This is a genomic window from Paenibacillus methanolicus (assembly GCF_008124765.1).
Classification (GTDB): domain Bacteria; phylum Bacillota; class Bacilli; order Paenibacillales; family Paenibacillaceae; genus Paenibacillus_Z; species Paenibacillus_Z methanolicus.
Window position 1 is genome coordinate 641,290 of record NZ_VNHS01000002.1, and the last position, 24,530, is coordinate 665,819.

A 24,530-nucleotide genomic window follows, 5' to 3' on the forward strand; every position below is an offset into this window, starting at 1 on the left:
CCCCGTCACGCTTCGATTACTTCTTATCGTCCACGACTTCGTAGTCGGCGTCAACAACATTATCTTTGCTTTTCGCTTCGCCGCCGGCGTTAGCCGCGCCTTCCGCGCCTTGTTGCGCTTGCGATGCTTGCTCATACAGCTTCACGGACAGCTGCTGCACGATTTCGGTCAGCTCGTTCGTTGCCGCGGTGATTTCTTCGAGGTTGTCGGACTCCAGCGCTTTTTTCACTTTCTCTTTCGCTTCTTCCGCTTTGGCGATCTCGCCGGCATCTACTTTGTCGCCGAGGTCTTTGATCGTCTTGTCGACCGAGTACACGAGTTGATCCGCGTTGTTCTTCGCTTCGACCAGCTCGCGGCGTTTGCGGTCTTCTTCCGCGTTCAGCTCGGCGTCTTTCATCATGCGCTCGATCTCTTCGTCGGACAGGCCGCTCGAGGACGTAATCGTGATCTTCTGGCTCTTGCCCGTGCCTTTATCCAGCGCCGATACGTTCACGATGCCGTTGGCGTCGATGTCGAACGTCACTTCGATTTGAGGAACGCCGCGCGGCGCGAGCGGGATATCGCCCAGCGTAAACTTGCCGAGCGTTTTGTTGCCGGCCGCCATTTGACGCTCGCCTTGGAGCACGTGGATCTCTACGCTAGGCTGGTTATCCGCATAAGTCGAGTATACCTGCGATTTGCTTGTCGGGATCGTCGTGTTGCGGTCGATCATCTTCGTGAATACGCCGCCTGCCGTCTCGATGCCGAGGGAGAGCGGAGTAACGTCGAGCAAGACTACGTCTTTGACGTCGCCGGTCAAGACGCCAGCTTGAACCGCTGCGCCGAGGGCGACGACTTCGTCCGGGTTTACGCCTTTGTGCGGCTCTTTGCCCGTCAGCTTCTTGATCGCTTCTTGCACGGCCGGAATACGCGTGGAGCCGCCGACCAGCACGATTTTGTCGATATTGGCTGGCGTCATGCCTGCATCGCTAAGCGCTTGACGAGTCGGGCCAAGCGTACGCTCGACCAGCGAAGCGGACAGTTCTTCGAACTTGGCGCGCGTAAGCGTCGTCTCCAAGTGCTGCGGCACGCCGTCTACCATCGTGATGAACGGCAGGGAGATCGTGGACGTCAGGACGCCGGACAGCTCTTTCTTTGCTTTCTCGGCTGCGTCTTTCAGACGTTGTACGGCTGCTTTGTCTTTGCGCAGGTCGATGCCGTGTTCTTTGTTGAACTCCGTTGCCAGGTAGTCGATGATCACTTGGTCGAAGTCGTCGCCGCCGAGGCTGTTGTCGCCGCTTGTCGCTTTAACTTCGAAGAAACCGTCGCCAAGCTCCAGGATAGAGACGTCGAACGTGCCGCCGCCGAGGTCATAGACGAGAATCGTTTGGTCTTCGGATTTCTCCAGACCGTATGCAAGCGCGGCCGCCGTCGGCTCGTTGACGATACGCAGTACTTCGAGACCCGCGATTTTGCCCGCATCCTTGGTTGCTTGGCGCTGGCTGTCGTTAAAGTAAGCCGGTACCGTGATAACCGCTTGCGTTACCGTTTGGCCAAGGTAGGCTTCGGCATCGGATTTGAGCTTCTGCAGGATGATCGCGGAAATCTCTTGCGGCGAGAAGTCCTTGCCGTCGATCGTTTCTTTGTGGTTCGTGCCCATGTGGCGCTTGATCGAGATGATCGTGCGGTCCGGGTTCGTGATCGCTTGACGCTTAGCGGATTCGCCGACGATGCGCTCCCCGTCTTTCTTGAAACCGACGACCGATGGCGTCGTGCGGTTGCCCTCCGGATTCGGGATAACGACGGCTTCGCCGCCTTCCATTACTGCTACGCAGGAGTTTGTCGTACCCAAGTCAATACCGATTACTTTACTCATAATAAGTGTCCTCCTTCAAGATCTCGATAAGTATAGGTTGTAGTTCGTTAGTTCGCTATATGAAGCGCCGGATTAGCCGCTTACTTTCACCATCGCGGGACGCAGAACGCGGTCCTTCAGGACGTAGCCCTTCTGCACTTCTTCGACGACGACGCCTTCCTCGTGCTCGTCCGACTCCACTTGCATGATCGCTTGGTGAAAATCGGGGTTGAACGGCTGGCCAATCGTTTCCATCGCCTTGAGCCCTTCGGACTCGAGCGTCTGCTCCAGTTGGCGGAAAATCATGTCCACGCCCTTGGCGAACGATTCGGCATCTCCGCCGTTCTTCGACGCTTCCAGCGCGCGGCCGAAGTTATCGACCACCGGCAGCAGCTGCTTGATCAGCTGCTCGGAAGCATAGCGGGCCAAATCTTCTTTCTCCTTCTGCGTGCGGCGACGGAAATTATCAAAATCCGCCTGCGCGCGCAGATAGCGCTGCTGGTTCTCCTCCGCAAGCTTGGTTAGCTCGGCGATACGAGAATCTTCCACCGCGCCGGCGTCTTGCGCCTCGGCTTGAGCCGCCTCGGAAGCGTCCACCGTAGTTTCTTCGTTCTGTACTTGTTCTTCCGTTAATGGCTGTTCGTTCGCGCTCACGTGTCGCTTCACCTCCTGCTAATCGTATAAGATCACTTGTACCAACGGCCGAGCAGCACGGCCATGTCTTTGGACAAGACATCGAGCAGCCCGATGACTTTCGCGTAATCCATCCGCGTCGGCCCTAATATTCCTATTGTACCCGCGGACACCCCGTCTACCGAATAAGTAGCCGTGATCAAGCTGCAATTGCTGATCGCCTCATGGGAATTCTCGCTGCCGATGCGTACTTGGATACCGACCGGCTGTCCGGCAAACATGCGCATGAGCGTCGGCGTCTCCCCGAACAGATCGAGCAGCGTCTTCACCTTGTCGACGTCCTTGAATTCCGGCTGGGTAAGCATGTTCGTCGTGCCGCTCAAGAATACGCGGTTCTCGTCCTCCGTATTAAACGCATCGTCCAATACGCCAAGCAGACGCTCGCACTGGTCGACGTAGCGGCCGAGCTCCTGACCGACTTCGGTATGCATTTTGGCTTTCAACCGAATCAGCGGCACGCCGATCAGCTTCGTATTCAAAATGTTAACCGCCCGCTCGATGTCCGACATGGACATATCCGGCGGAATCGAAATCGTCCGATTCTCGACATGGCCCGTATTCGTGACGATAATCGCCACCGCGGCATCGTCGCTAATGGGCACGAGCTGAAAATGCTTGAGCGAATTCGCGTACGATTCGGGACCCAGCACAATCGACGTATAATTGGTCAAGCTCGATAATATCGTTGCCGCGTGCTGAATGACTTCTTCCATTTGGGTCATTTTCTCGGTAAAGAAGGAACGGATCTTCGTCAAATCGGAGTCGTTCACTTCGCCGAGCTTCACCAAATGGTCGACGTAATACCGATAGCCTTTGGTGGAAGGGACGCGTCCTGCCGACGTGTGAGGCTGCTCGAGAAAACCAAGCTCCTCCAGATCGGCCATTTCGTTACGAATCGTGGCGGCGCTGAATCCGACATCGCCCCGTTTGGAAATGCTGCGCGAGCCAACCGGCTCAGCGGAGCGGATGTAATCATCGATGATGGCGTTCAAAATCATTCTTTGGCGTTCTGTTAGCATCCATACTCCCCCTCTTCCCTTGCTGGCATACCGTCTTATCACTTCGTTAGCACTCAGTGTCGTCGAGTGCTAATCACTAATACAAAAATACCAAAACCGCTCGCGGATTGTCAAGTCGGTTCGGCGGTTAAAGTTGCGAATGCATTCAAGAGCGTCACTTGTATTTTCGCCGCGACAGAGTCCTGATATCCGCATATAAAAAGACCGCTTCATTCAAGTCATGCCAGGAATGAAACGGTCGCTATTTAATTCAACACCTTCAATACCGCGATCTCATCGCATGCGTGCTGCTTCGCGCAGTTGACGCAATCGGTCCACACCTTTTCGGGAAAAATCTCTTTGTTCACCACGTGAAAGCCGTTGCGCTCGAAAAAATTCACCGCGTACGTCAGCGCCATTACTTTATGCAGCCCCTGCTCCTTCGCTTCTTGAAGCAGAAACTCGACCAACTTGTTGCCGATGCCGAGACCGCGATACCCATCCGTCATCCCGAGAGAGCGGATCTCGACCAGATCGGTTCCCAATTTAAACAACGAACCGCAGCCGACGACGACGCCGTCCACTTCGGCTACGACGAACGTGTGTATCATCCGTTCCAGGGCGGCGCGCGATCGCGGCAGCATGATCCCTTGTCGTGCATAACCTTCTATTAATGTAAACAACGCCTCTACGTCCTGCGTTCCCGCTTTTCTGCATGTGACCACTGCTTGCATCGCGCTCGCCTCCACCCGGTACTCCGTCTTTTTAATATGAATAAATATACAACAGAGTGTATGAGTACACAAGCACAAATTTCCCGTTCCTCCGGCGATCTAGCGCACCGCATGAAGAAGTATTAATCAGGGCGATAAATGATTTTGTCTATCCACCGTAGCGGCCGCGCGTTATTCTATTGGTAAATGAATGGGAGTGTGAATTCAGTGAACCGTGAACCGAATTTCGATCTTGCCGAGCATGTCTTAGCGCAATCGAGGAGCGATTTTCAAGGGTTGAAAAAACTCGGCGACAAATCGCTCGCTCAGCTGCCCGAAGCCGGGTTTCGATGGAGGCCCGAACCGGAGTCGAACAACATCGCGATCATCATCAATCATTTGCACGGCAATATGCTTTCCCGCTGGACGGACTTTCTCACCACCGACGGCGAGAAGCCCGGCCGCAACCGCGACGCGGAATTCGAGGATGACGACGCACCCTCCTCTGAGCTGCTCGCCAAATGGGAACAGGGGTGGGCGGCGCTGCTAGGCACGCTTACGACGCTCACGCCGGACGATCTGCTGCGGACGGTCACGATTCGCGGCGAAGCGCATACGGTCGTTCAAGCGATACACCGTCAAATCTCGCATTACGGCTATCATGTCGGCCAGCTGGTCTATGCGGCTAAAGCGTACCGTTCGTCAGCCTGGCAAACGCTGAGCATTCCGAAGGGCGGATCGAACGCGTTCAATGCCGCCAAAGGCACGGGAACGGCGGAACGCCATAAGAGCTAGCCCTCGAAAGGCAGCCGATGGGGGTTGAGCCCGCACAACTTACTACTAAAGTAAAAAGACAACCATCTTCTCCGCGAGAAAATGGTTGTCTTTCGTTGTTCATCATTGCGCTAATCTGGCATGTACATCGCCAAATCCGCTTAACGAGCAATCGGATCGCGTTACTCGCCTAGGAAAGCGCCGAACACTTCGTTGCCGAGCGGTACGCCTTTGGCCGACAGCTTGTAGCCGCCGCCATCGCCGTCCGCCGCTCGATCAAGCAGCCCATCCGCCACGAGGCGGCCGACCGTCCCCTCGAACGCGTCCTCGATCCGGCGGCCATCGAATTGCGCCATGAAGTCCGCGTTCCTCACGCCGCGCAGCATGCGAAGACCGACCATCATGAAGTCCTCCATCGCTTCGCGCTCCTCCACCGTCTCCGTGCTCAAGCGAGGCAGACGGGATAGCGTGGCGTCGATATACGGCTGCACGCCCTTCACGTTCACGTGCCGCAAGCCCTTTGCGTAGCCGTGCGCGCCCGCGCCGAGCCCGTAATAAGGCTCGTTACGCCAGTACGTGATGTTATGCCGGCTCTCGAACCCCGGCTTGGCGAAGTTGCTGATCTCGTAATGGCCGTAGCCCGCGCCGGTCAGGCGTTCGATCAGGTGCATATACATCGCCAGCTCGTCTTCTTCGGGCGGCAACGGCAGCTCGTTGCGCTCGTAGAGCTTGTGGAACAGCGTATTCTCCTCGACCTTCAGCCCGTACAGCGAGTAGTGCGTCAACTCGAGCGCGAGCGCCCGGGACACGCTATCCGCCAGCGTCTCCACCGACTGTCCCGGAAGGCCGAACATGAGGTCGATCGACAAATTGGCGAAGCCCGCCGAACGCGCCTGCTCAATGCTCCGATAGACGTCGTCCACGTTATGAATGCGGCCGATACGCTCAAGCAGCGCATTATCGAACGACTGCACGCCGAAGCTGATCCGGTTCACGCTGCCTTCGCGCATCGCCGCCAGCTTGTCCGGCTCCACCGTCCCCGGGTTCGCTTCCATCGAGAATTCGACGTCCGCGGCGAGCGGGAAGTGCCGCTTGACCATCGCCAAGAATCGCTCCATCTGCGGCGGCGTCAGCACGGTCGGCGTCCCGCCGCCGACGAATACGGTACGGATCTCCTCCGGCGGCATCGCCTCCACGGTCGCGACCATCTCCCGCTCGAGCGCCTCCAAATATTCGTCGACGGGCTGGCCCTTCAAGACATAGGACGTGAAATCGCAGTAATGGCATTTGTTCGTGCAAAACGGAATGTGAATATATAACGCGCGAGGCGTATGAAGCAGCATTCCTCCTGCCCCCTTTCCATTGAAAAAGGGCCACGCTGGCGGTGACCCTTTCGTAAGAGCTCTGGTTGATATGGACGTGCGCTTGTAGACCTATTCGTCGATCTTCAGGACGGCCATGAACGCTTCCTGCGGTACTTCGACGCTACCGACCTGCTTCATCCGCTTCTTGCCTTCCTTCTGCTTCTCGAGCAACTTCCGCTTCCGGCTGATGTCGCCGCCGTAGCACTTGGCCAAGACGTTCTTGCGCATCGCTTTGACCGTCTCGCGGGCGATAACCTTGTTGCCGATGGAAGCTTGGATCGGTACCTCGAACATTTGGCGAGGAATCAATTCTTTCATTTTCTCGCAAATGATGCGTCCGCGCTGATAAGCGCGATCGCGGTGCACGATGACGGATAAGGCGTCCACCTGCTCGTTGTTGAGCATGATGTCCATCTTGACGAGCTTCGATTGACGGTAGCCGGACAGCTCGTAATCGAACGAAGCGTAGCCCTTCGTGCTCGACTTGAGCTGATCGAAGAAGTCGTAGACGACCTCCGACAGCGGAATGTTATACGTCAGCGTGACGCGATTCGTATCCAGGTACTCCATGTTCACGAATTCGCCGCGCTTGCTCTGGCAAAGCTCCATGATCGCGCCGACGTAATCGTTCGGGACGATAACGCCCGCTTTGACATACGGCTCTTCGACGAAGTCGATCTTGCCAACCTCCGGATAGTTCGAAGGGTTGTCGATCGACAGCACGTCGCCGTTGGTCAGCGTGACCTTGTAAATAACGCTCGGCGCGGTCGTGATGAGCGGAATATTGAATTCGCGCTCGATCCGCTCCTGGATGATCTCCATGTGGAGCAGGCCGAGGAAGCCGCAGCGGAAACCGAATCCGAGCGCGGTGGACGTCTCCGGCTCATAGCTGAGCGAAGCGTCGTTCAGCTCCAGCTTCTCGAGCGCTTCGCGCAGATCGTTGTAGTCCTGCGTCTCGATCGGGTACAGGCCGCAGTATACCATCGGGTTGATCTTCCGGTAACCCGGCAGCGGCTCCGACGCCGGATTCTTCGCTTCCGTCACCGTATCGCCGACGCGCGTGTCCTTCACGTTCTTGATGCCCGCCACGACAAAGCCGACGTCGCCGACGGCCAGCTCGTCCACGATGCCCATGCGCGGCTTGAACGCGCCGACCTCGATGACTTCGAATTCGGCTCCCGTCGCCATGAAGCGGATTTTCTTGCCGGTCTTGATGCTGCCGTCCATGACGCGCACGTACACGATAACGCCTTTGTAAGGGTCATAGTGCGAGTCGAAGATAAGCGCCTTCAGCGGCTGGTCTGGATCGCCGGTCGGCGCCGGTACTTTCGCCACGACCTGCTCGAGAATTTCTTTGATCCCGATGCCCGCCTTCGCGGAAGCCAGAACGGCGTCGCTCGCGTCCAGGCCGATCACGTCCTCGACTTCCTGCTTCACCCGCTCCGGCTCCGCGCTCGGCAGGTCGATCTTGTTGATGACCGGAAGCACTTCGAGATTGTTGTCGAGTGCCAAGTAGACGTTCGCCAGCGTCTGAGCTTCAATGCCCTGCGCCGCGTCGACGACGAGCAGCGCGCCTTCGCAGGCCGCCATGCTTCGGGATACTTCGTACGTAAAATCGACGTGTCCCGGCGTATCGATCAGGTTCAAAATATACGTCTCGCCGTCGTCCGCCTTGTAATTAAGCCGAACGGCCTGCAGCTTTATGGTGATGCCGCGTTCTCGTTCCAAATCCATTTGATCGAGCACTTGTTCCTGCATTTCGCGGGAAGTCAGCGCTCCGGTGTATTCCAGAATCCGATCCGCAAGCGTCGATTTGCCGTGGTCAATATGGGCAATGATGGAAAAATTGCGGATTTTCTTTTGTCGGTCACGTACGTCAGCCATGCCTAACCCCCAGAAATTACGATATTGCTAGCCATTCTATACAGTATATCAGTTCGCGTGGCGGCCATCAATCCGTAACGGATTCGAAGAGGGAAACGACGAAGCGAATGCCTTGCGACGAGAGGGACTGCAGCGCGCCGGCCGTGCCGTCGGCCAGCTTGTCGACCGTCGTGTCGTCCCGCAAATCCGGTATGCCGGGCAGCCGCTCGTTCTCGCGCTCCTGGAGCTCGTAAGCGCGCGCATCCGCCTCGGCAGCCCGTTCGGGATAGCGCTGCGCCTCGCCCACGGTTGGCCGATAGACCGGCACGACCGGCTCCTGCGCCCTCTCCCGGGGGTAATATCCCGGTTCCGGCTGCAGGCCCGCGTTCTCCGAAATGCCCGCCCCTTGGCTCGCCACCGGCGATGCTTCCTGCTGCTCAACCGGTCCATAAATCCGTTCCACCCCGCTTGTCGCCACATCGATGCCGAACATGACCATCAAGACGATCATCCCGCCGACGATTCCCCATTTCAACGGTTGCTTGCGCATCTTATCCGCTCCTTTCCTCATCCATCCGGCGTTCTACGGGAGACCGCCCTTCTATTAGCTTGCTACCTTCGCGTTGACTTTCTCGTCCTTCCAATATAGTCCCGCAATGACCTTCGCCAAGGCGTCGATCGTCCGATTCGACTCTTCGAGCGTGTTGTCGATGCCGCCGACTTCGATCAGTAAGCTCTCCGGCGAGAGCGACTGGTTATACTCGCCGTTCCCGTTCTTGCTTGATTTGCCCCAGATGCCGCGCGAGATGCCCGGATACGCTTTCTCCAGCGCCTCGTGGATTTGGCTCGCGAACGCTTCGTTCTTCTCCCAATTCGGATTGCCGTGGCCGACGATGAAGAATACCTGGGCGTAATCCTTGCCGCCGATCGTCGCCGTCGTGTATTTCCGTTTTTGCGAATCGCGGTGAATGTCGAAGAAATATTGGAGATCCTTGTGCTGCGCCATCGCTTCGGTCACCGTTTTTTTGGAATATTTATAGGATAGCACCCATTTATACGATTTAATCGCCGACGGATAATCGGTTGCGGAAGCGATCGCGCCGATCCCCTGCTCTTCCAGCTTCTGCTCCAGCCGCTTGCCGAGCAGCGAGATGTTCTTCGCCGTCGATTGCGGGTCGGTCACGTTCTTACCCAAGACCGGATTCCACGATTCGCGGGCGTGCGAGTGGTAGATGAAAACACTGTTGCGCTTCGGCGCCGACGAGTTGGGCGTACCGTCAGTCTTCCCCTCATCCGTTCCGCCCGCCTCGGCTCCGACGGGGGGCGTCGTCTCTCCGTCCGCTTGACCGGCTGCGCCGTCGCCTTGCTCCGTCTTCTCCTCCGCGGGTTGTTCGCCTTCCGGACCCGGTCGGCCCGAGCCATCGCCCGGAAATTCTCCGGCTTGGCCGTCCGGCTCCAAATCTCCCGGATCGTCGCTGCCGTCATGTATCGGCTGGTTGTCTTCCGGTTCCACATCCGCGCCGGCGACTTCCCCCGGACGAATCAAAACCGTATTATCGGATGCCATGCCCGGATATTCCGTAGCTAGCAGGCTTTTCGGATCATGGGGATTAATGTCGGTCAGCACGCGCACGAGGAACGCGCCCATCTGCTTGGTCGAGAACGACGCCGGCGTGCCCGCCGTCTCCGTCCCCGGCACTTCCATCGCCAGCATGCTGGCGAACGTCCCGCCCGAGACCGAAGCCGCGAATCCTTTCATGGATGAAACGGGCGAAGTCTGCGACTTCTGCTGGATCATCAGGCCGATCCCGATAACGAGCACCATGACCATCGATCCGACCGACAACAACGCGAACATCCGACCGGTCACGAGCAGCTGCTTCAGACGCCGGCTTCCTTTACCCAGGTTCCATGTCAGGATAGGTGGTTTCATACGAGCATCCTCCTTCAACTTGTTGGCCGCTACTAACCTATGGGACAAACGCTAGCAATAGAACCACTTTTGGTAGAAACGTAAAAAAGGCGCGCTCCGCGAGCGCGCCTTCCGATGGAAATCCCTCTATGATCATACCTTGAATCTAGCAATCAGCTGTTGCAGCTCGTGCGCCGTGGCGCGCAAATCCTCCGAAGAAGCGGTGATCTCCTCCATGATGGCCAGCTGCTCCTGCGAAGAAGCCGATGCCGCGTGCGTATGCGACTTCGCTTCCGAAGCGACGTTCACCATATCCGCGATCGCCTCCGATACCGATTGGGTGCTGGAAGCCATTTGTCGCGAGGCGGCCGATACTTCCTGCATTTGACCGGCCGCGCTGCGCACCGCTTCCTTAATGCGCTCGAAAGCCTCTGCCGTATCGGCCATCGACTGCCGCCCTTTGCCCGTCTCGCTCACGCCTGCTTCGATCGACTGCAGCGCTTCGGCTCCCGAGGCGTTGATCGCCCGGACGACGCCTACGATCCGGCCCGCGGACTGCTTCGTCTGCTCGGCCAAACTCCTCACTTCCGTGGCGACGACCATAAAGCCCGCGCCGTGCTCGCCCGCCCGGGCCGCTTCGATGGACGCGTTCAGCGCCAGCAGCTGCGTTTGCGAGGCAATCTCGGAAATAAATTTGACGATCGCGTCAATCTCCTTGCATTGTTCCGATAGCAGCTTGACGATGCCGGCGGACACTTCGACGCTTCGGCCGATCTCCTCCATCTGGCGCGACGCTTGCCGCACCGTCTCTACCCCGGACAGCGCGGCTGCTTCCGCATCCGACGCCGACCGTGCGACCGTATCGGACGCGGAAGCCATCTGCGCGATGCCGGCGGTCATTTCGCCGATGACGCGGGAGGTGCCGGTTGCCGTCGCCTCTTGCTCGTCCGAGCCGGCCGCTATGCGCTGCAGCAGCTCCACGATCCGCTCGCTGCCGGCCGAGGATTCGCCCGAGGAGGAAGCCAAGTTGTCGGAAGCCAGGGCAACCTGCGCGGACATTTCCTTGTTCGCGCCGATCATCGTCCGGAACGCCTCGCCCATTCGATTGAAGGCGTGCGCGATATGCTTCATCTCATCCTTCGTATCCAACTCGGCGCGTGCCGTCAAATCCCCTTCGGCCAGTCGCTCCGACGCGTTGCGCAGCTCGTTCACGTTCACCCTCACCGTCCAGTAGAACGAGAGGAACAAGTAGAGGGCCGCCGCGATTACGGCGCTCATCGCGATCGTCACGACGAACAGGTCGCGACGCCCGCCATCGATCGCATCGGCGATCTTGGCGCTGTACAGCTGCGTCTGATAGGCGCTCACCTTCTGCAGCGATCCGATCGCGACGCCGAACAGCGCGGTTAATTCTTCGCCGGTCAGCTGCGGCCTGGTCGAATTGATCATGCCCGCGTTCAGTTTCTCGATCATGCCCGAGATAGCCGCGCTATTGGATTCCATGAGCGAGTCCAATTGTTCGTCGTTATCGGCATCGAGCATCGTTTGCGTATTGGAGGCCAACGTCCGGTTCGTCATCCGGATCGCGTTGAGCAGCTCTTCGAGCGCCTTCCGGTCCGTGTCCTCCAATTCCTGCGCGAACGCGATCCGGTATGAACGCGCCTGCAGCTCGCCAGCCTGCTCGAGCAAGAACGGAAGCTGGCGCGTGGCGTTGTCTTTCAAGTAATACAGGTTCAAGTCCGAGTCCAGCACAAGATGCTGCTCGTTCCGGACGAGATCGACGAGCCGGAGCACGTCGTCCAGCAGCGATTTATGCCAGCTCAAGCTTTCCGTAGGCGACAGATCTGCCGATTCCGCGACGATCTCCGCCCAACCTCTCTTCACGCGTTCCCATTGGTCCGCCGTTCCGGCGATGGCGCCGCTTTCCGCATATTGATCCAACGCTTGAATCGCGGCCGCCGCTTGCTGCTGCACCGCCTGAATCCGCGCCTGCCGCGCCTCGTCCCGGACATCGGTTACCAGCATGGAGCGGTGGGCGATGAACGAAGCGAACACCGGTTCAAGCCGCTGCAGATAGGCCATTCCTTCTCGTTCTTCTTGCTTCACTTGCAAACTTGCGTTCACGTTCAAGCCGTAGAGCACGGATACCGTTACGAGCGGAACGAGTAGAATGATGCCGATGACGAGAAATTTGAACAGGTAATTCAGTCGTTTCATGACTGCCGCTCCCGGCCGGAGCAGGATGGAACTGGTGCTCGTCAAGAGCGAGACGGATGCGCTGCGCTTCATAGGTTCTCTCCTCTGGTTGCTCGTCGAATCGCCACATTCGACAAAATCTGATGATACTAGTTTATAGCACACCAAAATTTACATTGTAAATAGCTGCGTTACGTTTCGTCACATGCGTGATCCGTTCCCTTTATTGCGGCGATACCCCGGCGCATAGGAGCGCGTTATCCCATATCCGCGTTACGCGCATCATTGCGGACACGTTAGGCGCTGCATGCGCAAGCACACCGCGCGAATGTTAAGATTCCGCAAACCCGTCCAATCCTGCTACTCCGCTCTGACCGGAACGCACAAAAGCCTCGAACCTGTCCCGGTTCGAGGCGCTGCTCTTCCTTGGAATTGCGTCTTAGGCGCTTAGTGCGTATAGGCGGCGACGTTCGAGGAATCCACCGCGTCATGGAGGCCGGCGTTCAAGCCGCTCGCGATGATGTTGGCGATATCTTCGATAAATTGGTCGATTTCCTTCGGCGTGACGAGCAGATCGTGGCCGAGCGGACCGAGCGCTTCGCGGACGAGCTGCAGACGTTCCTGCTCATCGACCGAATCAAGCAGGCCGAAGTTCGTATTCGACGTGTGCCGCTTCAAATGTTCGCGAACCAGATCGATGCTGTTGTTCACGATCGTTGATGCGTAGACGACGGTCGGCACGCCGATCGCGATAACCGGCACGCCCAAAATTTCTTTCGTCAGGCCGCGGCGTTTGTTCCCGATGCCCGACCCAGGATGGATTCCCGTATCCGCGATCTGGATCGTCGTATTGACCCGCTCCAGCGCCTTCGAGGCCAGCGCGTCGATGGCGACGATAATATCCGGCTTCGAGCGTTCCACGATGCCCTGCACGATTTCGCTCGATTCGATGCCCGTGATGCCGAGCACGCCGGGCGCGACCGCGCTGACGCTTCGGTAACCAGGCGCCACTTGGTCCGGCATGAGCTCGAAATAATGGCGCGTCACCATCACGTTCTCGACGACAAGCGGTCCGAGCGCATCCGGCGTGACGTTCCAGTTGCCGAGGCCGACGATCAGCACGTTGGCCTTCTTATCGATGCCGATCCGCTGCAGGAACGAAGCGAATTCTTGCGCTAGAGCCGTCGCCACTCGGTCCTGCAGGCCCGAGTCCCCTTTGCGTAATTCCGGCACCTCGAAGGTGACGTAATGTCCGGGCATTTTGCCGATCGCCTTCGAGCCCTGCTCGTTCTGCACCTCCAGCCGCGTGACTTTGATCCCGTTATCCTCCGAGAAGTCCGACAAGATGCCGGGAATCGGACCCGAGCCCCCCGCCTCCGCGAGCTCTTTCGCTTCCAACGCCAAATCGATATGCGTCGAATACTCCTGCAAATCCAGTCGTTCCTTCACCTATTGAGGCCCCTTCCATTACCGTTTGCGGTTAGTGTGCGCCAATGCGGACGTTTCTTATACGATTCGCGCTTCGCCTTGCCGCTATCCAGCATGAATGGCCATAGTCGATAAGCGTTTCCCCCGTGGCTTGGCACTTGCTTTTTGGACTAGCGCATGATAGAATGTTCAAAGTTGTGTTGTAACAATGGTTTTCCTTTTACGGGAGGTGAATGCTATGCCAAACATTAAGTCCGCTGTGAAACGTGTCAAAACGATCGAGAAACGCCGCGCTTTGAACGCTTCGCAAAAATCCGCGCTCCGCACGGCCGTTAAAGCTGCTGACCAAGCTGTTGTCGCTACTGATGTAGAAGTTGCTAAAGCAGCTCTGATCGTCGCTACGAAGAAGCTGGACAAAGCAGTGACGAAAGGCCTGATCCATAAAAATGCGGCTGCCCGCAAAAAGTCTCGTCTTGCTAAAAAGCTGAATGCTCTTGCAGCTCAAGCTTAATAAACGAAATCAAGTCCTGCCTTGCTCCTTCGGGAGCCCGGCAGGACTTTTTTGTTTGTTTAGGAAATGATGATGACCTAAGACTTGCAGATAAATAAACAAAGCTTTGTCCCTTAGGACAAGAGCGGGCTAGGCACGAAGGACACATCGAAGACGGCCACGCAACGAGTACGCTCGTTAGCGGTGTCCAGAGGCGAACGTTTTTCGGAGGAAAACGACTTCGGAAGCATATGCTCTAGCCATCTGGTTTCCCCTCGGCGGAGGGCAATGCTGTCAGGTTAAGCACGTCGAGACGGGGGAAAGAGCGGCCGGAGAGTTGGTGTGGAGATGGAACAGCGTCAGCGGTCGCCTTTATCTTCGGATTTCTTCCCCAATCTTAGAAGATTCATCGAAATCCGAAGACAACAGCGAGTGGAAGCCCACATCAACCGTAGGCCGCGGATTCTTCACCCGAACGTTTCCGCTAACCTGACAGCATTGCGGTGGAGGGGGAACGGGGAGAGAAAAGGGTTCTCGAAGGGCGAAGCTCTTTATTCTTGCTCGCCGCTTCACGCGGCGAGCGATAGCAGGAAGAGCTCCAGGCCCAGCGTTTTGTCCACCTGGCCGGTCTTCATTTTGTAATCCAATTCGGCAATGCGGCTTAGATGCTTGCCCAGCACCGGCACGGTGAACCGTCTCCCCTTCTCGGCCGCCAGCTTCACGGCGTACGGATGAAGCCCAATCTGGCCGGCCATCTGCTGCGGCGAATAGCCATGCTGCTCGAGTTCCTTCACCTGGAGCATGATGCGCAGCTGGCGGGCGATCAGCGCCGCGATCTTGATCGGCTCTTCCCGGCGCAGCAGCAGTTCGCCGTACAGCTTAAGCGCCCGCTCGACTTGAAGCGAAGCCATCGCGTCGATCAGCGCGAACACGTCCTCCTCGACGGTGGAGGCGATGAGCGTCTCTACCGTCTGCTCGTCGATCGAGCCCCCTTCGCCGGCGTGCAGGCACAGCTTGTCCACTTCGTGGGCAAGCTGCTGCATGTTCGTGCCGGTGCGGGCCAGCAGCAGTTCAGCCGCTTCCTTGCGCATCCGCCGGCCTTGTTCTTCCGCCCGTCTAATCGTCCAGGCGAGCAGCTCGTTCTCCGACAGCTCCGCGAACGCGAGCAAGGCGTCTTTATCTTTCAGCAGCTTTACGACTTTGCGGCGTTCGTCGAGCTTCTCCGCATGCACTTGAAACACGATGACGCTCGTCTCGTTCGGCCGGTGAATGTAGTCGATGAGCGCGTTCGTCTGATGGTCGATCTTCCCGCCTTCCTTGGCGCTGGCGGCCGCCGCAAGCACCGATTGATCCCGCACGATGACCAGCTTGCGGGAAGCGAAGAACGGCAGCGTGTCCGCTTCGGCGACGGCTTCCTCCACCGGCGTCTCCGACATGTCGTATTTCACGATGCCTAGATCGCGTTCGTCCTCCGGCAGCAGCTTCTCGGTCAGCTGCTGAACGAACTGCCGCATCCGGTAGCGGTCTTTCCCATACAGCACGTACACCGGGCGGAAGCTGCCGGACTTCCACTCTTTGACGGCGTCTTTCATTTCCACGTGTGATTCCTCCATGTTCCTTGACTGTTACCGACTATCATACCATGACGGGCGTACCGCGCGCACCAGTCTGCGAACGCGACAAAGGGATGAAGCTTGAAGCCGCTTCATCCCTTTGTCCCTGAACATCTATATAAACATTCCGCAGCTCCAGCCCATGGTACTGGGCTGCGAATGGTCATACGACGTTAAGGCATCGCCCTCTGACGTTGTATCTATAGTCCAGTATACGCAAGTATCACGAAAAGTGTGCATCCGATGCGTCAGTTTATTGCGGGTTATGGCGTATTTTGCAGTTGCGTGATCGTTTCTTTGACAAGGTCAATGCGATACGTCGCTTTCGTGCCGTCTTCGGCTGTCGCTTCGTACGTGAGCGACTTGCTGTCGGTCGCCCATTCGACGATTCGGATGCCTCCCGGCGCCGCGTTCGTGCTGAGCACGAAGCGATTGTCCGCGCTTAGGAAAATCGTCAGCACGTTCTGCTCGATGCTGGCCGCATAGACGCCATCCGGCGATTGAAGCGGAACTTCCGCCGTCATGGACGTAATCCCCATCTTCTTATCCGAATCCTCCGTTTCGCCTTTCGGCGCATCCGCGCCGTCGGTCGACGCGTCTTGCTGATTACCCGCATCCTTCGCGTCCAAATCAGCGCTATCCGAACTATTCGCGCCCGCATCCGTATCGGACGGAACCTCGATAACCTGATTCGGCGTCTGGCTTCTGACGATTGGCTCGGAACCGCCTGCCGTCGAATCCGTCGTCGTGCCTTCTTGCGCGGGCGCAGCTCCGCCATCCCCCTCGTCGGACGTACGCGAGAGCTCTTCCGGCTGCTGCGGCTGCGGCTCGGAACCGCCGCTCGCTTCTTCATTGGCGGAAGAAGCGGTTGCTTTCTCCTGCGGCGCGTCCATTTTCTCCATCATTGGCGATACGGCCGTGCTCTCCGTTGCGGCTTCGTCAGCCCCGGAATCGGCCGCATCGGCGGCGTATTGCGCCGTATCCGCGCTGTCGTTCATGGAACCGCCCGGCGAATACGTGACCATGAACAGGCCTGCCACGACGGCTGCGGCGAATACGCCTCCGAGCGCCCGCACCGCGTAGCTGTCCGTCCATTTGCGCGTCCGCTTCGCGCGGCGCTCCGTCAGTTCGTCGGCGACGCGCGGCGTTTCCGCGATCGTCGTTTCTGCAGCCGGCGTCTCATCCGACTCCGCCGCGATCAGCGGCAGACGAGGCAGGATCGCATCGACCAGGCTGTACGGCGGCGTTACTTTCGGCAAATTTTCTAATCCGCTCGACAGCAGCTGAAGACGTTCGAACATAGCCGCGCAATCCGGGCAATGCCGCAAATGAGTCATCAAGGCTTCGCTTTCGCGATCGTCGAGATCGCCGTCAAGCTGTCTTTGCATGTCATCCATCACCTCTTGACAATTCATCCTCGGACACCACCTTTCTGATAATCATGTAAGTAAGTTTGGAGCTGTTGTCTGGCCCGGAATAAATAGGATTTGACCGTGTTTAACGGCAGGTCGAGCGAGTCGGCAATCTCGTTATAAGAGAAATCCTGCAAATACCGGAGCACGACGACCGCGCGATGGTGCTCGGGCAATTTATCGATCGCGTTGCGAATGTCTTCGCTCGCGTAAGCGGAAAGGACCTCTTCCTCGACGCTGTGCGTATCCCGGAAGACCATTTCGTGCTCTTCGATCGAAACGGTCGGTTTCGTCCGTCGGAATTTATCGATGCAGATATTCGTCACGATTCGCTGCACCCACGTCTTGAACTGAGCCTTCTCTTCGTAGGATCCGATTTTGGTATAAATGCGGATGAGCGCCTCTTGGGCGGCATCCATCGCATCCTGCTCGTTATTCAATATATAGTAGGCTGTCCGGTAAACATGGTTTTCAATCTCTCGCAATAGAGATATAAGAGCGTCGCCGTCGCCCGCTTGCGCGGCTTTGATAAGGCCGGGCTCTACCACGAAGGATCCCCCTCTCTTGCACCCTTTCAGACGGAAAGGACGGAAAATATGTTGCAGTGCAATGATAATTGTCTTTAAAAAAATTTAAGGTTGGGACGGGCCTAGTGCCTAATTCCCAACCTTTAGGATATCAGAAAAGAATGCAACCGTATACACTAAGCTAACCATGCCCGAGCAGCCCGGGTTCAAGGTCTTCCGTCGCAATTGACACGGCCTCAATATCCGAGCGAAAGCTCGACTTCGTTGATCGCGGGACCAAGTCCCTGCGCATATTGCGCCAGATTTGCGGTAAAAATGTCGATGATCCGGTCCGTGTACCGGTATGTGCTGCCCGCGTTATGAGGCGTGACGATGACGTTGTCCATTCCCCAAAACGGATGATCGGCCGGCAGCGGCTCTTCCTCGAACACGTCCAGCCCGGCGCCCGCGAGCTTCCCGTCGGTCAGCGCCTCCAGCAACGCCGCGGTATCCGTCGTCTTCCCGCGGCCGATATTGATGTAATATGCCGTCGGCTTCATGACCGCGAAAGCCGCGCGATCCAGAAGATGGTCCGTCTCCGGCGTATGCGGCAAGCAATTCACGACGAAGTCGCTCTCGCGGAGCACGTCATGCAGGCTGTCCATGCCGTACATGCGGTCCACGCCCGCGGCGGGCAGTCCGGAGCGCCGGACGCCAAGCACGCGCATCTGGAACGCCTTCGCGATGCGGGCGGTCTCTTCGCCGATCGCGCCGACGCCGAGAATGCCGATGGTCTTGCCGTGAATTTCGCCAAGCTCGCCATACGAGCCCCAGCTGCGTTCCGTTTGGCTGCGGATCGCCTTATGGAGATCCCTCGCGAACGCCAGCATGAGTCCGAAGATCGTCTCGGAGATCGGATCGGCATGCACGCCCGTCGCGTTCGTCAGGCGGATGCCTCTCTCCTTCAAGAGCGCGAGCGGCAGATGCTCCACGCCCGCTCCCCAGTGCTGTATCCAGCGGACTCGGGAAGCCGGATCGGACACCGCTTCCTCCACCGTCATGTTCCAGCCGACGACGATCTCCGCCCCGTCCAAATGCGCGCGAAGCTGCCCTTTCTCGAACCGCTCTTCGCTTGCGACGACATCCCAGCCGGGCGCCTGCTCGCGAATTTGCCGCATATGCTTCTCTTTAATAGGATTGACGACTACGATTTTCCCCATACGTTCCATCCTCCTCAAGTCCGCGTTTACTTCCGTCTTCGCCGCATAAAAAAGAGGCTTGAAAGATCCGTGCGCGCAACGGATTTCTGGCCTCCAGTGATCAGGTCGGGTCATATCGGTTAGGCAATCGCCCGTTAACGGCTCCAATTAAGTACTGCCACTTTAGCATGCCTTGCGATAGCCTGTCAATCGATTGCTGCTGGCCCATTCGTTAGCCTCGTACGGTAAGACAGCGTGCCGTCCGGCAGCGCGCGCCACTGCGCTTCGCCGCCCAAATCGGTACGCAGCACGGGGATATTCGAGTCCGCCAAACGCTGCAAAACGCTCGGATGCGGATGACCGTACGTGTTGTTACGTCCAGCCGAAATAACGGCGGATCCCGGTTTCCAATAAGCAAGCCAATCAGGCGTAGTCGAGGTTTTGGAACCATGATGCGATGCTTTCATGACATCAATGCCGACTGCCGCATCCGAATCTGTTGCGCTCGATGGGGTGCCGTTCGTTAGGTCGCGAATCATGCGCTTCTCCTGCTCGGCATCGGCATCGCCAGCCAGCAGAAAGGAACGGCCGTGCAGCCGAACGACCATCGCTACGCTGTGGCCGTTCTGTTCTTCCGCCATGGGAATACCGTCCTCCGTCTTGGCAAGATGCGCCGTCCCTTCAACCGCGCCGCCGACGATACGAATCGACGACGCCGAATCCAGCGTCAGCTCGCTGTTCAAGGCCGCCCGATACAACGGGATGTCGAGACGCTCCAGTTCCTGCATGAGCGACATCGCATCGTCCGATTCCTTCAGCGTTCCGTTCCACAGTACCGCCTTGATCGGTACGCTGTTGGCGACGGCCTTCAGTCCGCCGATATGGTCGCTGTCCAGATGGGAGATGACCAGCAAATCCAGCTCGCGAACGCCTCGCTTATAGAGCAGCGGCACGACGGTTTTGCGCCCAACTTCGTACGGATCGCGCCGCTCCCGCCAGCTCTCGCCTTCCCGCCCGAAGCGAACGGTGCCCCCGCCGTCGACCAGCACGTGTTTGCCCGAAGCCGCGCGGATTAGCACGGCATCTCCTTGCCCGACATCAAGGAAGCTTACCGCGGCTGTTCGGTCGTTCCAATGCGGGTTGTACGCCCACCACAGCAGCAAGCCGTAGACGGCTGCGGCGGCATAGGTTGGCCACCGTACGCGTCGGCCTACGATCGGTTCGGACATGCCGGTGTCCTGAACAGGTTCGAGAGCCTGCCTTGCAGGCATGAGCGGTATCGTATCCATTGCTTGCCCCGCATGGGAAACGACGATTGAAGACGTCCGGCTGGAATCCGGTCGGGATACAGGCCATTCCCCGTTGCCTTCGACTTCGGGAACATCTGCCCATAAGTTTCTATTGTCACCGGCGTTATGTTTCCGCTTCGACGCTCCTTGAAGCAGCGCGTACAGCGCCAAGTAATAGAGTCCGATCCACCAAATCGGCGGCGTTGCCCAAATCATCATGCCGAACGTCCACTCGCCAAGCTGGTCGATGCCCGCGAACGTCGCCGCGTTAGCCGCCCTTGCCGCAGCCGCGAGCAGCATTCCGGCCGGCTGCCAGATCGAAGCAAGCAGAAGCGAAGCGCCACCGATCGGCATCACGATAAAACTGATGAACGGGACGAGCACGAGGTTCGCCGGCAGCGACAGCCAATTGAACTGATTGAAATAATAAATACTTAGCGGGAAAGATGCCGCCTGCGCCACGATCGTTACGATTATCGCATCGTACAGCCACCCTATTTTCCCGCCTGACGGCAGAAGACGCCGCGCCGGCGGCACGAAGACGATCAGCCCCGCCGTCACCAAGAACGACAGCTGAAACCCCACGTTATATAGTAAATAGGGGTCATAGATTAGCATGAGCAGCGCCGCCGCGGCGAGCAAATGCAGCCCGTCCTTCAGCTTGCCGAAGCGCACGGCCGCAAGCCCCAGCATCGCCATTAACCCCGCCCGCACGACCGAAGGCGAACAGCCGGAGAGCAGCACATAGAGCGGCACCGCCGCGATGAGCGCCGTCTGCATGCGCTCCCTGGTCAGGCGAAACAGCCGCAGGACGATGCTCATCAAATAGAGGTAGACCGCCACATGAAGGCCGGAGATCGCCAAAATATGCGTCAACCCGAGCTGGCTGAACTGCCGAAAACGGTCCGGATCGAGCTCGTCGCCAATGCCGAGGACAAGTCCCTGCATATACCCGCCCTGCTCGCCCGGATATAGCTCGTTCATTTTGGCCGCCATCTTCGACCTCATGCTATCGACTATGCCCAGCCAAGCCGCCGCCGTATCCAGCTTCGCTTCGCTAGGCTTGACGGAAGAAGCCCCCTGTACGGACGCTACCCAATGAATGCGCTGACGCTTCAAATAATCGGCATAATCGAACCCGCCGAAATTCGTCGCCCCGGCAGGGTTGCTTAATACGCCGCTAATCCGCACGCGTTGGCCTCGCTTCCAAGCTCCCGCCGTTCGCAATTCCGATTCCTGAGCCAGCTTCACTTGGACGAGCAGTCGTTCCCCTCCCATGCTCCGCGTCTGTTTCTCGCTCTGTAGGACAATCTCCTCGGTCCGCAAAGTGAACCGGACCCGGTCGCCATCGATCTCGACGGCCGAGACGAGCATGCCGGTTGCTTCGATGGCTAATTCCGGGTTCGATTGCGAAAGAGATAACGCCGACACGTTATCGGCATCCTCCCACATCCGGTGAGCGCCGGCTGCCGCGAAAGCCAGAACGCAGAGCAGCGTCAGCGTGATTTCGCGGCGATTAAAACCGAACAGGGCGGACAACAGAATAGTCATCGCGATTCCTGCCAGCGCAAAACCGTTCATGGATAGTTCGGCGGCCGCCGCGCTTCCCGCGACCCAGCATACCGTGAACCAAACAATAGGACGGCTCATTCGCCTCCTCCTTTCCTTACAAGAGAACAAAGAAAAGAACCCCTGAATTCGCCATAACGGCGAACATTCAGAGGTTCTTCCTCTTCGTTTCTTCTTATGAAATAACGCTCACGCCGCTCTGTGAGGGCGGCTCGTATGCGGCAAGCCTGCGGAAAGCAATGCCTTTCTGTTCCATCAGGCTCAGCACCTTCTCGCTGTCTTTCGGGTACGCGCGATGATAGACGATCTCCTTCACGCCGCTGTTCGCCAGCATATTGGCGCACGTCCAGCAGGGCTGGTCCGTCACGTACACCGTCGAGCCTTCGCGGTCGATCCGGTCGGTGAACAGCAGCAAGTTCTGCTCTGCGTGAATGGTACGAATGCAGCGCTGCTTCTTGGTGACCTGCTCGGCGCCTTCGACCAGCATCAGCTCGTACTCTTCCACGATCATGCAGCCCGCCTCCGAGCAATCGGCTGCGCCCATCGGCGCGCCGTTGTAGGCGGTCCCGAGCAGTTTCTTCCCTTGTACCAACAGCGCGCCGACATGCCTACGCGGGCAGCGCGAACGGGTGGACACCATATAGGCGATGTCCATGAAGTAAGTATCCCAATCCTTGCGCGCCGGGTCTTGGACGAACGTTTCCATCATGTCTTTCTCCTTCTCTCCCGCAAGGCGAGCCGCCTAACCTACGCTCGGCTCACTTACGCCGGACTTGCGTTGCGGTTCCCCTATCCCGAAATCCGCATCAGCCGGTCATTTTGCCTCCTATTGTCGCATAATTACGGTAAAGCGACAACGTGCGGTTTTAACTTCGCCAACAATTTGGGGCCGATGCCCTTCACGCGAAGCAAATCGTCGGCCGATCCGAAGGGACCGCCCGCTTCCCGCTCGGCCACGATCGCCTGCGCTTTGGCGGCTCCGATGCCCGGCAGCGCGTCCAGCTCGTTCGCCGCGGCACGGTTAATGTCGATTTGGCCTTCTTGCACCGCAACCTCGGAGGAAGTCGCACCTGCCGCGGTTGTCGGAACATCCGAAGCGGCGGGATCTTGCGCCTGACTCGCGTTCGCTTCCGTGCGCTGCGCTCCGTCAGCATGCGCTTGTACAGCCGTCCCCTTGGTACCGGCTTCACCGGCTGCTACCGAAGGGGTTGTACTCGGCCTCTTGTCCACGGAAGCAGCTCTGCCGCCGTCCGTTGCGGCTTGGCCCTCCTTGCCGCTGCCCTCTCCGTCCGGTCGATCCGCCGACAAATCCAGTTCATCCAGCGTGGCGCCGACCTCTTTGCTTACATCCGTCCACCCAGCGGGCGGCTGCGCTTTCGTCTCGCCCCAGGCGCCGATCATTAGCCCTGCGCCGAGTAGCAGCAGGACGATGGTGAACAGATTCGTCTTGCCCTTTTTCGCCAATAAAGGTGCCTTCATTCCCGTCTCTCCTTTGCGATAAATGGTTCTAATTGTAAATCAGCGTCATGTTGGCCGGGCCGCTCCGCATACGGTAATAAGAGCCGCCCATGGGATTATGGAAAAATGCTTATGTTTTCGATGCCGCGTTTCGCTTACGCGAAACGCCTTAGCTTATGCTTTCGATGCTGCGTTTCACTTACGCGAAACGCTTTAGCTTATGCTTTCGATGCTGCGTTTCACTTACGCGAAACGCTTTAGCTTATGCTTTCGATGCTGCGTTTCACTAGCGTGAAACTAAAGCTTATGCTTTCGATGCTGCGTTTCACTAGCGTGAAACGCTTTGGGAGGTCGATAACCATGAACATCGGATTTATCGGAGTCGGGAGCATGGGTAGCCTGCTCATCGACGCTTTCGTCGCGACCGGCGCGCTGGACCCCTCACAGATTACGGTCAGCAACCGGACGTTCGCCAAAGCCGTATCGCTCGCCGTCCGGCATCCCGGGCTGAACGCCGTGCCTTCGAACGCCGAAGCGGCTTCGGGACGCGACATTATATTCCTGTGCGTCAAGCCGCACGAATATAAGAAGGTCATCGACGAGCTGCGCCACGGCCTCCAGCCTCATCAGCTGCTCGTCTCGATCACCAGCCCCGTCCTGTTGAACCAGCTGGAGGACTGTCTCCCCTGCAAAATCGCCAAGGTCATTCCCAGCATTACCAACTATGTGCACGAAGGCGCGACGCTATGTATGTTCGGCACCCGGGTTGAACCTGCCGACCGCAAACGGCTGCTCGATCTGCTCGCGTACATCAGCGACCCGCTCGAGATCGAGGAATGCCATACCCGCATCGTCTCCGATCTGTCCAGCTGCGGCCCGGCGTTCATCGCGTTCGTGCTGCAAAAATTTATCGACGCCGCCGTCGAAGAGACCGGGATCGACCGCGCGCAGGCGACGGCGATCGCAAGCGCCATGCTGCATGGCACGGGCAAGCTGCTGACCGAAGGCGAGATGACGCCGGAGCAGCTGCAGCAGCGCGTCGCCGTGCCGGGCGGCATCACGGCCAAGGCGCTGGCGCTTCTGCACAAGGAGCTCGAAGGCGTGTTCAACGGGGTCGTTCGCACGACGCATGCCAAATACGAGGAGGATCTCGTCGTCGTACACGACCTTTTATACGGCAAAGAGGTGAACGGCACCTAACGCATGCTTTGCGTTAAGC

20 protein-coding genes are annotated in these 24,530 nt (G+C 58.1%); 3 read left to right on the plus strand and 17 right to left on the minus strand.

Annotated elements, in window-relative coordinates; genetic code table 11:
* Positions 1-16: 16 nt before the first annotated feature.
* From dnaK to BCM02_RS07920, 4 genes are all read right to left on the minus strand, one after another.
* The gene (gene dnaK / locus BCM02_RS07905) at positions 17-1,855 is read right to left on the minus strand and encodes a molecular chaperone DnaK (protein WP_148928502.1); all 1,839 of its coding nucleotides are present in this window, start codon (positions 1,853-1,855) and stop codon (positions 17-19) included.
* Between the two features lie 72 nt (positions 1,856-1,927).
* Positions 1,928-2,488 (minus strand): nucleotide exchange factor GrpE, encoded by a 561-nt coding sequence (grpE, locus tag BCM02_RS07910; protein ID WP_281288153.1) that lies wholly within the window; start codon positions 2,486-2,488, stop codon positions 1,928-1,930.
* A gap of 32 nt (positions 2,489-2,520) precedes the next feature.
* Positions 2,521-3,546, minus strand: a complete 1,026-nt coding sequence (gene hrcA / locus BCM02_RS07915) for a heat-inducible transcriptional repressor HrcA (protein WP_148928504.1) — start codon at positions 3,544-3,546, stop codon at positions 2,521-2,523.
* 245 nt (positions 3,547-3,791) lie between these two features.
* On the minus strand, positions 3,792-4,259 hold the full coding sequence (locus BCM02_RS07920; protein ID WP_148928505.1) for an N-acetyltransferase: 468 nt from the start codon (positions 4,257-4,259) through the stop codon (positions 3,792-3,794).
* Positions 4,260-4,445: 186 nt separating this feature from the next.
* Between BCM02_RS07920 and BCM02_RS07925 the strand changes: the two genes are divergently transcribed.
* The gene (locus BCM02_RS07925) at positions 4,446-5,033 is read left to right on the plus strand and encodes a DUF1572 family protein (RefSeq protein WP_148928506.1); all 588 of its coding nucleotides are present in this window, start codon (positions 4,446-4,448) and stop codon (positions 5,031-5,033) included.
* A 161-nt stretch (positions 5,034-5,194) separates the two neighbouring features.
* Here BCM02_RS07925 and hemW read toward each other — a convergent pair whose 3' ends face one another.
* From hemW to gpr, 6 genes are all read right to left on the minus strand, one after another.
* Positions 5,195-6,355: a radical SAM family heme chaperone HemW gene (gene hemW, locus BCM02_RS07930; protein WP_148928507.1), complete on the minus strand. Its 1,161-nt coding sequence runs from the start codon at positions 6,353-6,355 to the stop codon at positions 5,195-5,197.
* 90 nt (positions 6,356-6,445) lie between these two features.
* The gene (lepA, locus tag BCM02_RS07935) at positions 6,446-8,260 is read right to left on the minus strand and encodes a translation elongation factor 4 (protein WP_148928508.1); all 1,815 of its coding nucleotides are present in this window, start codon (positions 8,258-8,260) and stop codon (positions 6,446-6,448) included.
* Positions 8,261-8,327: 67 nt separating this feature from the next.
* Positions 8,328-8,789 carry a hypothetical protein gene (locus tag BCM02_RS07940; protein ID WP_148928509.1) on the minus strand — a complete coding sequence of 154 codons (462 nt, stop codon included), beginning with the start codon at positions 8,787-8,789 and terminating at the stop codon, positions 8,328-8,330.
* A 54-nt stretch (positions 8,790-8,843) separates the two neighbouring features.
* Positions 8,844-10,172, minus strand: coding sequence for a stage II sporulation protein P (gene spoIIP, locus BCM02_RS07945; protein WP_148928510.1), 1,329 nt, complete (start codon positions 10,170-10,172; stop codon positions 8,844-8,846).
* A 132-nt stretch (positions 10,173-10,304) separates the two neighbouring features.
* Complete coding sequence (locus BCM02_RS07950) at positions 10,305-12,440, minus strand: methyl-accepting chemotaxis protein (protein WP_148928511.1); 2,136 nt, start codon at positions 12,438-12,440, stop codon at positions 10,305-10,307.
* A 354-nt stretch (positions 12,441-12,794) separates the two neighbouring features.
* Positions 12,795-13,796, minus strand: a complete 1,002-nt coding sequence (gene gpr / locus BCM02_RS07955) for a GPR endopeptidase (protein WP_148928512.1) — start codon at positions 13,794-13,796, stop codon at positions 12,795-12,797.
* Positions 13,797-14,013: 217 nt separating this feature from the next.
* Here gpr and rpsT point away from each other — a divergent pair, with 217 nt between their 5' ends.
* Positions 14,014-14,286 carry a 30S ribosomal protein S20 gene (rpsT, locus tag BCM02_RS07960; RefSeq protein WP_148928513.1) on the plus strand — a complete coding sequence of 91 codons (273 nt, stop codon included), beginning with the start codon at positions 14,014-14,016 and terminating at the stop codon, positions 14,284-14,286.
* Positions 14,287-14,834: 548 nt separating this feature from the next.
* Here the strand turns inward: rpsT and holA are convergent.
* From holA to BCM02_RS07995, 7 genes are all read right to left on the minus strand, one after another.
* The gene (gene holA, locus BCM02_RS07965; protein ID WP_342791301.1) at positions 14,835-15,857 is read right to left on the minus strand and encodes a DNA polymerase III subunit delta; all 1,023 of its coding nucleotides are present in this window, start codon (positions 15,855-15,857) and stop codon (positions 14,835-14,837) included.
* A 284-nt stretch (positions 15,858-16,141) separates the two neighbouring features.
* Complete coding sequence (locus BCM02_RS07970; protein ID WP_148928515.1) at positions 16,142-17,293, minus strand: anti-sigma factor family protein; 1,152 nt, start codon at positions 17,291-17,293, stop codon at positions 16,142-16,144.
* Positions 17,290-17,838 (minus strand): RNA polymerase sigma factor, encoded by a 549-nt coding sequence (locus BCM02_RS07975; RefSeq protein WP_148928516.1) that lies wholly within the window; start codon positions 17,836-17,838, stop codon positions 17,290-17,292. The genes BCM02_RS07970 and BCM02_RS07975 overlap by 4 nt, the downstream gene beginning before the upstream one ends.
* Before the next feature lie 215 nt (positions 17,839-18,053).
* Positions 18,054-19,016, minus strand: coding sequence for a D-2-hydroxyacid dehydrogenase (locus BCM02_RS07980; RefSeq protein WP_148928517.1), 963 nt, complete (start codon positions 19,014-19,016; stop codon positions 18,054-18,056).
* Between the two features lie 185 nt (positions 19,017-19,201).
* Positions 19,202-21,934, minus strand: coding sequence for a ComEC/Rec2 family competence protein (locus BCM02_RS07985; protein ID WP_148928518.1), 2,733 nt, complete (start codon positions 21,932-21,934; stop codon positions 19,202-19,204).
* 94 nt (positions 21,935-22,028) lie between these two features.
* Positions 22,029-22,562, minus strand: coding sequence for a deoxycytidylate deaminase (locus tag BCM02_RS07990; RefSeq protein ID WP_246183260.1), 534 nt, complete (start codon positions 22,560-22,562; stop codon positions 22,029-22,031).
* 131 nt (positions 22,563-22,693) lie between these two features.
* Complete coding sequence (locus BCM02_RS07995) at positions 22,694-23,332, minus strand: ComEA family DNA-binding protein (RefSeq protein ID WP_148928519.1); 639 nt, start codon at positions 23,330-23,332, stop codon at positions 22,694-22,696.
* 294 nt (positions 23,333-23,626) lie between these two features.
* Between BCM02_RS07995 and comER the strand changes: the two genes are divergently transcribed.
* Positions 23,627-24,511: a late competence protein ComER gene (comER, locus tag BCM02_RS08000; RefSeq protein WP_148928520.1), complete on the plus strand. Its 885-nt coding sequence runs from the start codon at positions 23,627-23,629 to the stop codon at positions 24,509-24,511.
* Positions 24,512-24,530: the final 19 nt, after the last annotated feature.

Bases quoted from the DNA above. Each gene is read 5' to 3' on its own strand.
- BCM02_RS07995 (WP_148928519.1), bottom strand. From the start codon at position 23,332: ATGAAGGCACCTTTATTGGCGAAAAAGGGCAAGACGAATCTGTTCACC.
- dnaK (WP_148928502.1), bottom strand. From the start codon at position 1,855: ATGAGTAAAGTAATCGGTATTGACTTGGGTACGACAAACTCCTGCGTA.
- BCM02_RS07950 (WP_148928511.1), bottom strand. From the start codon at position 12,440: ATGAAGCGCAGCGCATCCGTCTCGCTCTTGACGAGCACCAGTTCCATC.
- hrcA (WP_148928504.1), bottom strand. From the start codon at position 3,546: ATGCTAACAGAACGCCAAAGAATGATTTTGAACGCCATCATCGATGAT.
- BCM02_RS07990 (WP_246183260.1), bottom strand. From the start codon at position 22,562: ATGATGGAAACGTTCGTCCAAGACCCGGCGCGCAAGGATTGGGATACT.
- BCM02_RS07980 (WP_148928517.1), bottom strand. From the start codon at position 19,016: ATGGGGAAAATCGTAGTCGTCAATCCTATTAAAGAGAAGCATATGCGG.
- BCM02_RS07985 (WP_148928518.1), bottom strand. From the start codon at position 21,934: ATGAGCCGTCCTATTGTTTGGTTCACGGTATGCTGGGTCGCGGGAAGC.
- BCM02_RS07970 (WP_148928515.1), bottom strand. From the start codon at position 17,293: ATGAATTGTCAAGAGGTGATGGATGACATGCAAAGACAGCTTGACGGC.
- BCM02_RS07925 (WP_148928506.1), top strand. From the start codon at position 4,446: ATGAATGGGAGTGTGAATTCAGTGAACCGTGAACCGAATTTCGATCTT.
- BCM02_RS07920 (WP_148928505.1), bottom strand. From the start codon at position 4,259: ATGCAAGCAGTGGTCACATGCAGAAAAGCGGGAACGCAGGACGTAGAG.
- holA (WP_342791301.1), bottom strand. From the start codon at position 15,857: ATGAAAGACGCCGTCAAAGAGTGGAAGTCCGGCAGCTTCCGCCCGGTG.
- spoIIP (WP_148928510.1), bottom strand. From the start codon at position 10,172: ATGAAACCACCTATCCTGACATGGAACCTGGGTAAAGGAAGCCGGCGT.
- BCM02_RS07940 (WP_148928509.1), bottom strand. From the start codon at position 8,789: ATGCGCAAGCAACCGTTGAAATGGGGAATCGTCGGCGGGATGATCGTC.
- lepA (WP_148928508.1), bottom strand. From the start codon at position 8,260: ATGGCTGACGTACGTGACCGACAAAAGAAAATCCGCAATTTTTCCATC.
- rpsT (WP_148928513.1), top strand. From the start codon at position 14,014: ATGCCAAACATTAAGTCCGCTGTGAAACGTGTCAAAACGATCGAGAAA.
- comER (WP_148928520.1), top strand. From the start codon at position 23,627: ATGCTGCGTTTCACTAGCGTGAAACGCTTTGGGAGGTCGATAACCATG.
- hemW (WP_148928507.1), bottom strand. From the start codon at position 6,355: ATGCTGCTTCATACGCCTCGCGCGTTATATATTCACATTCCGTTTTGC.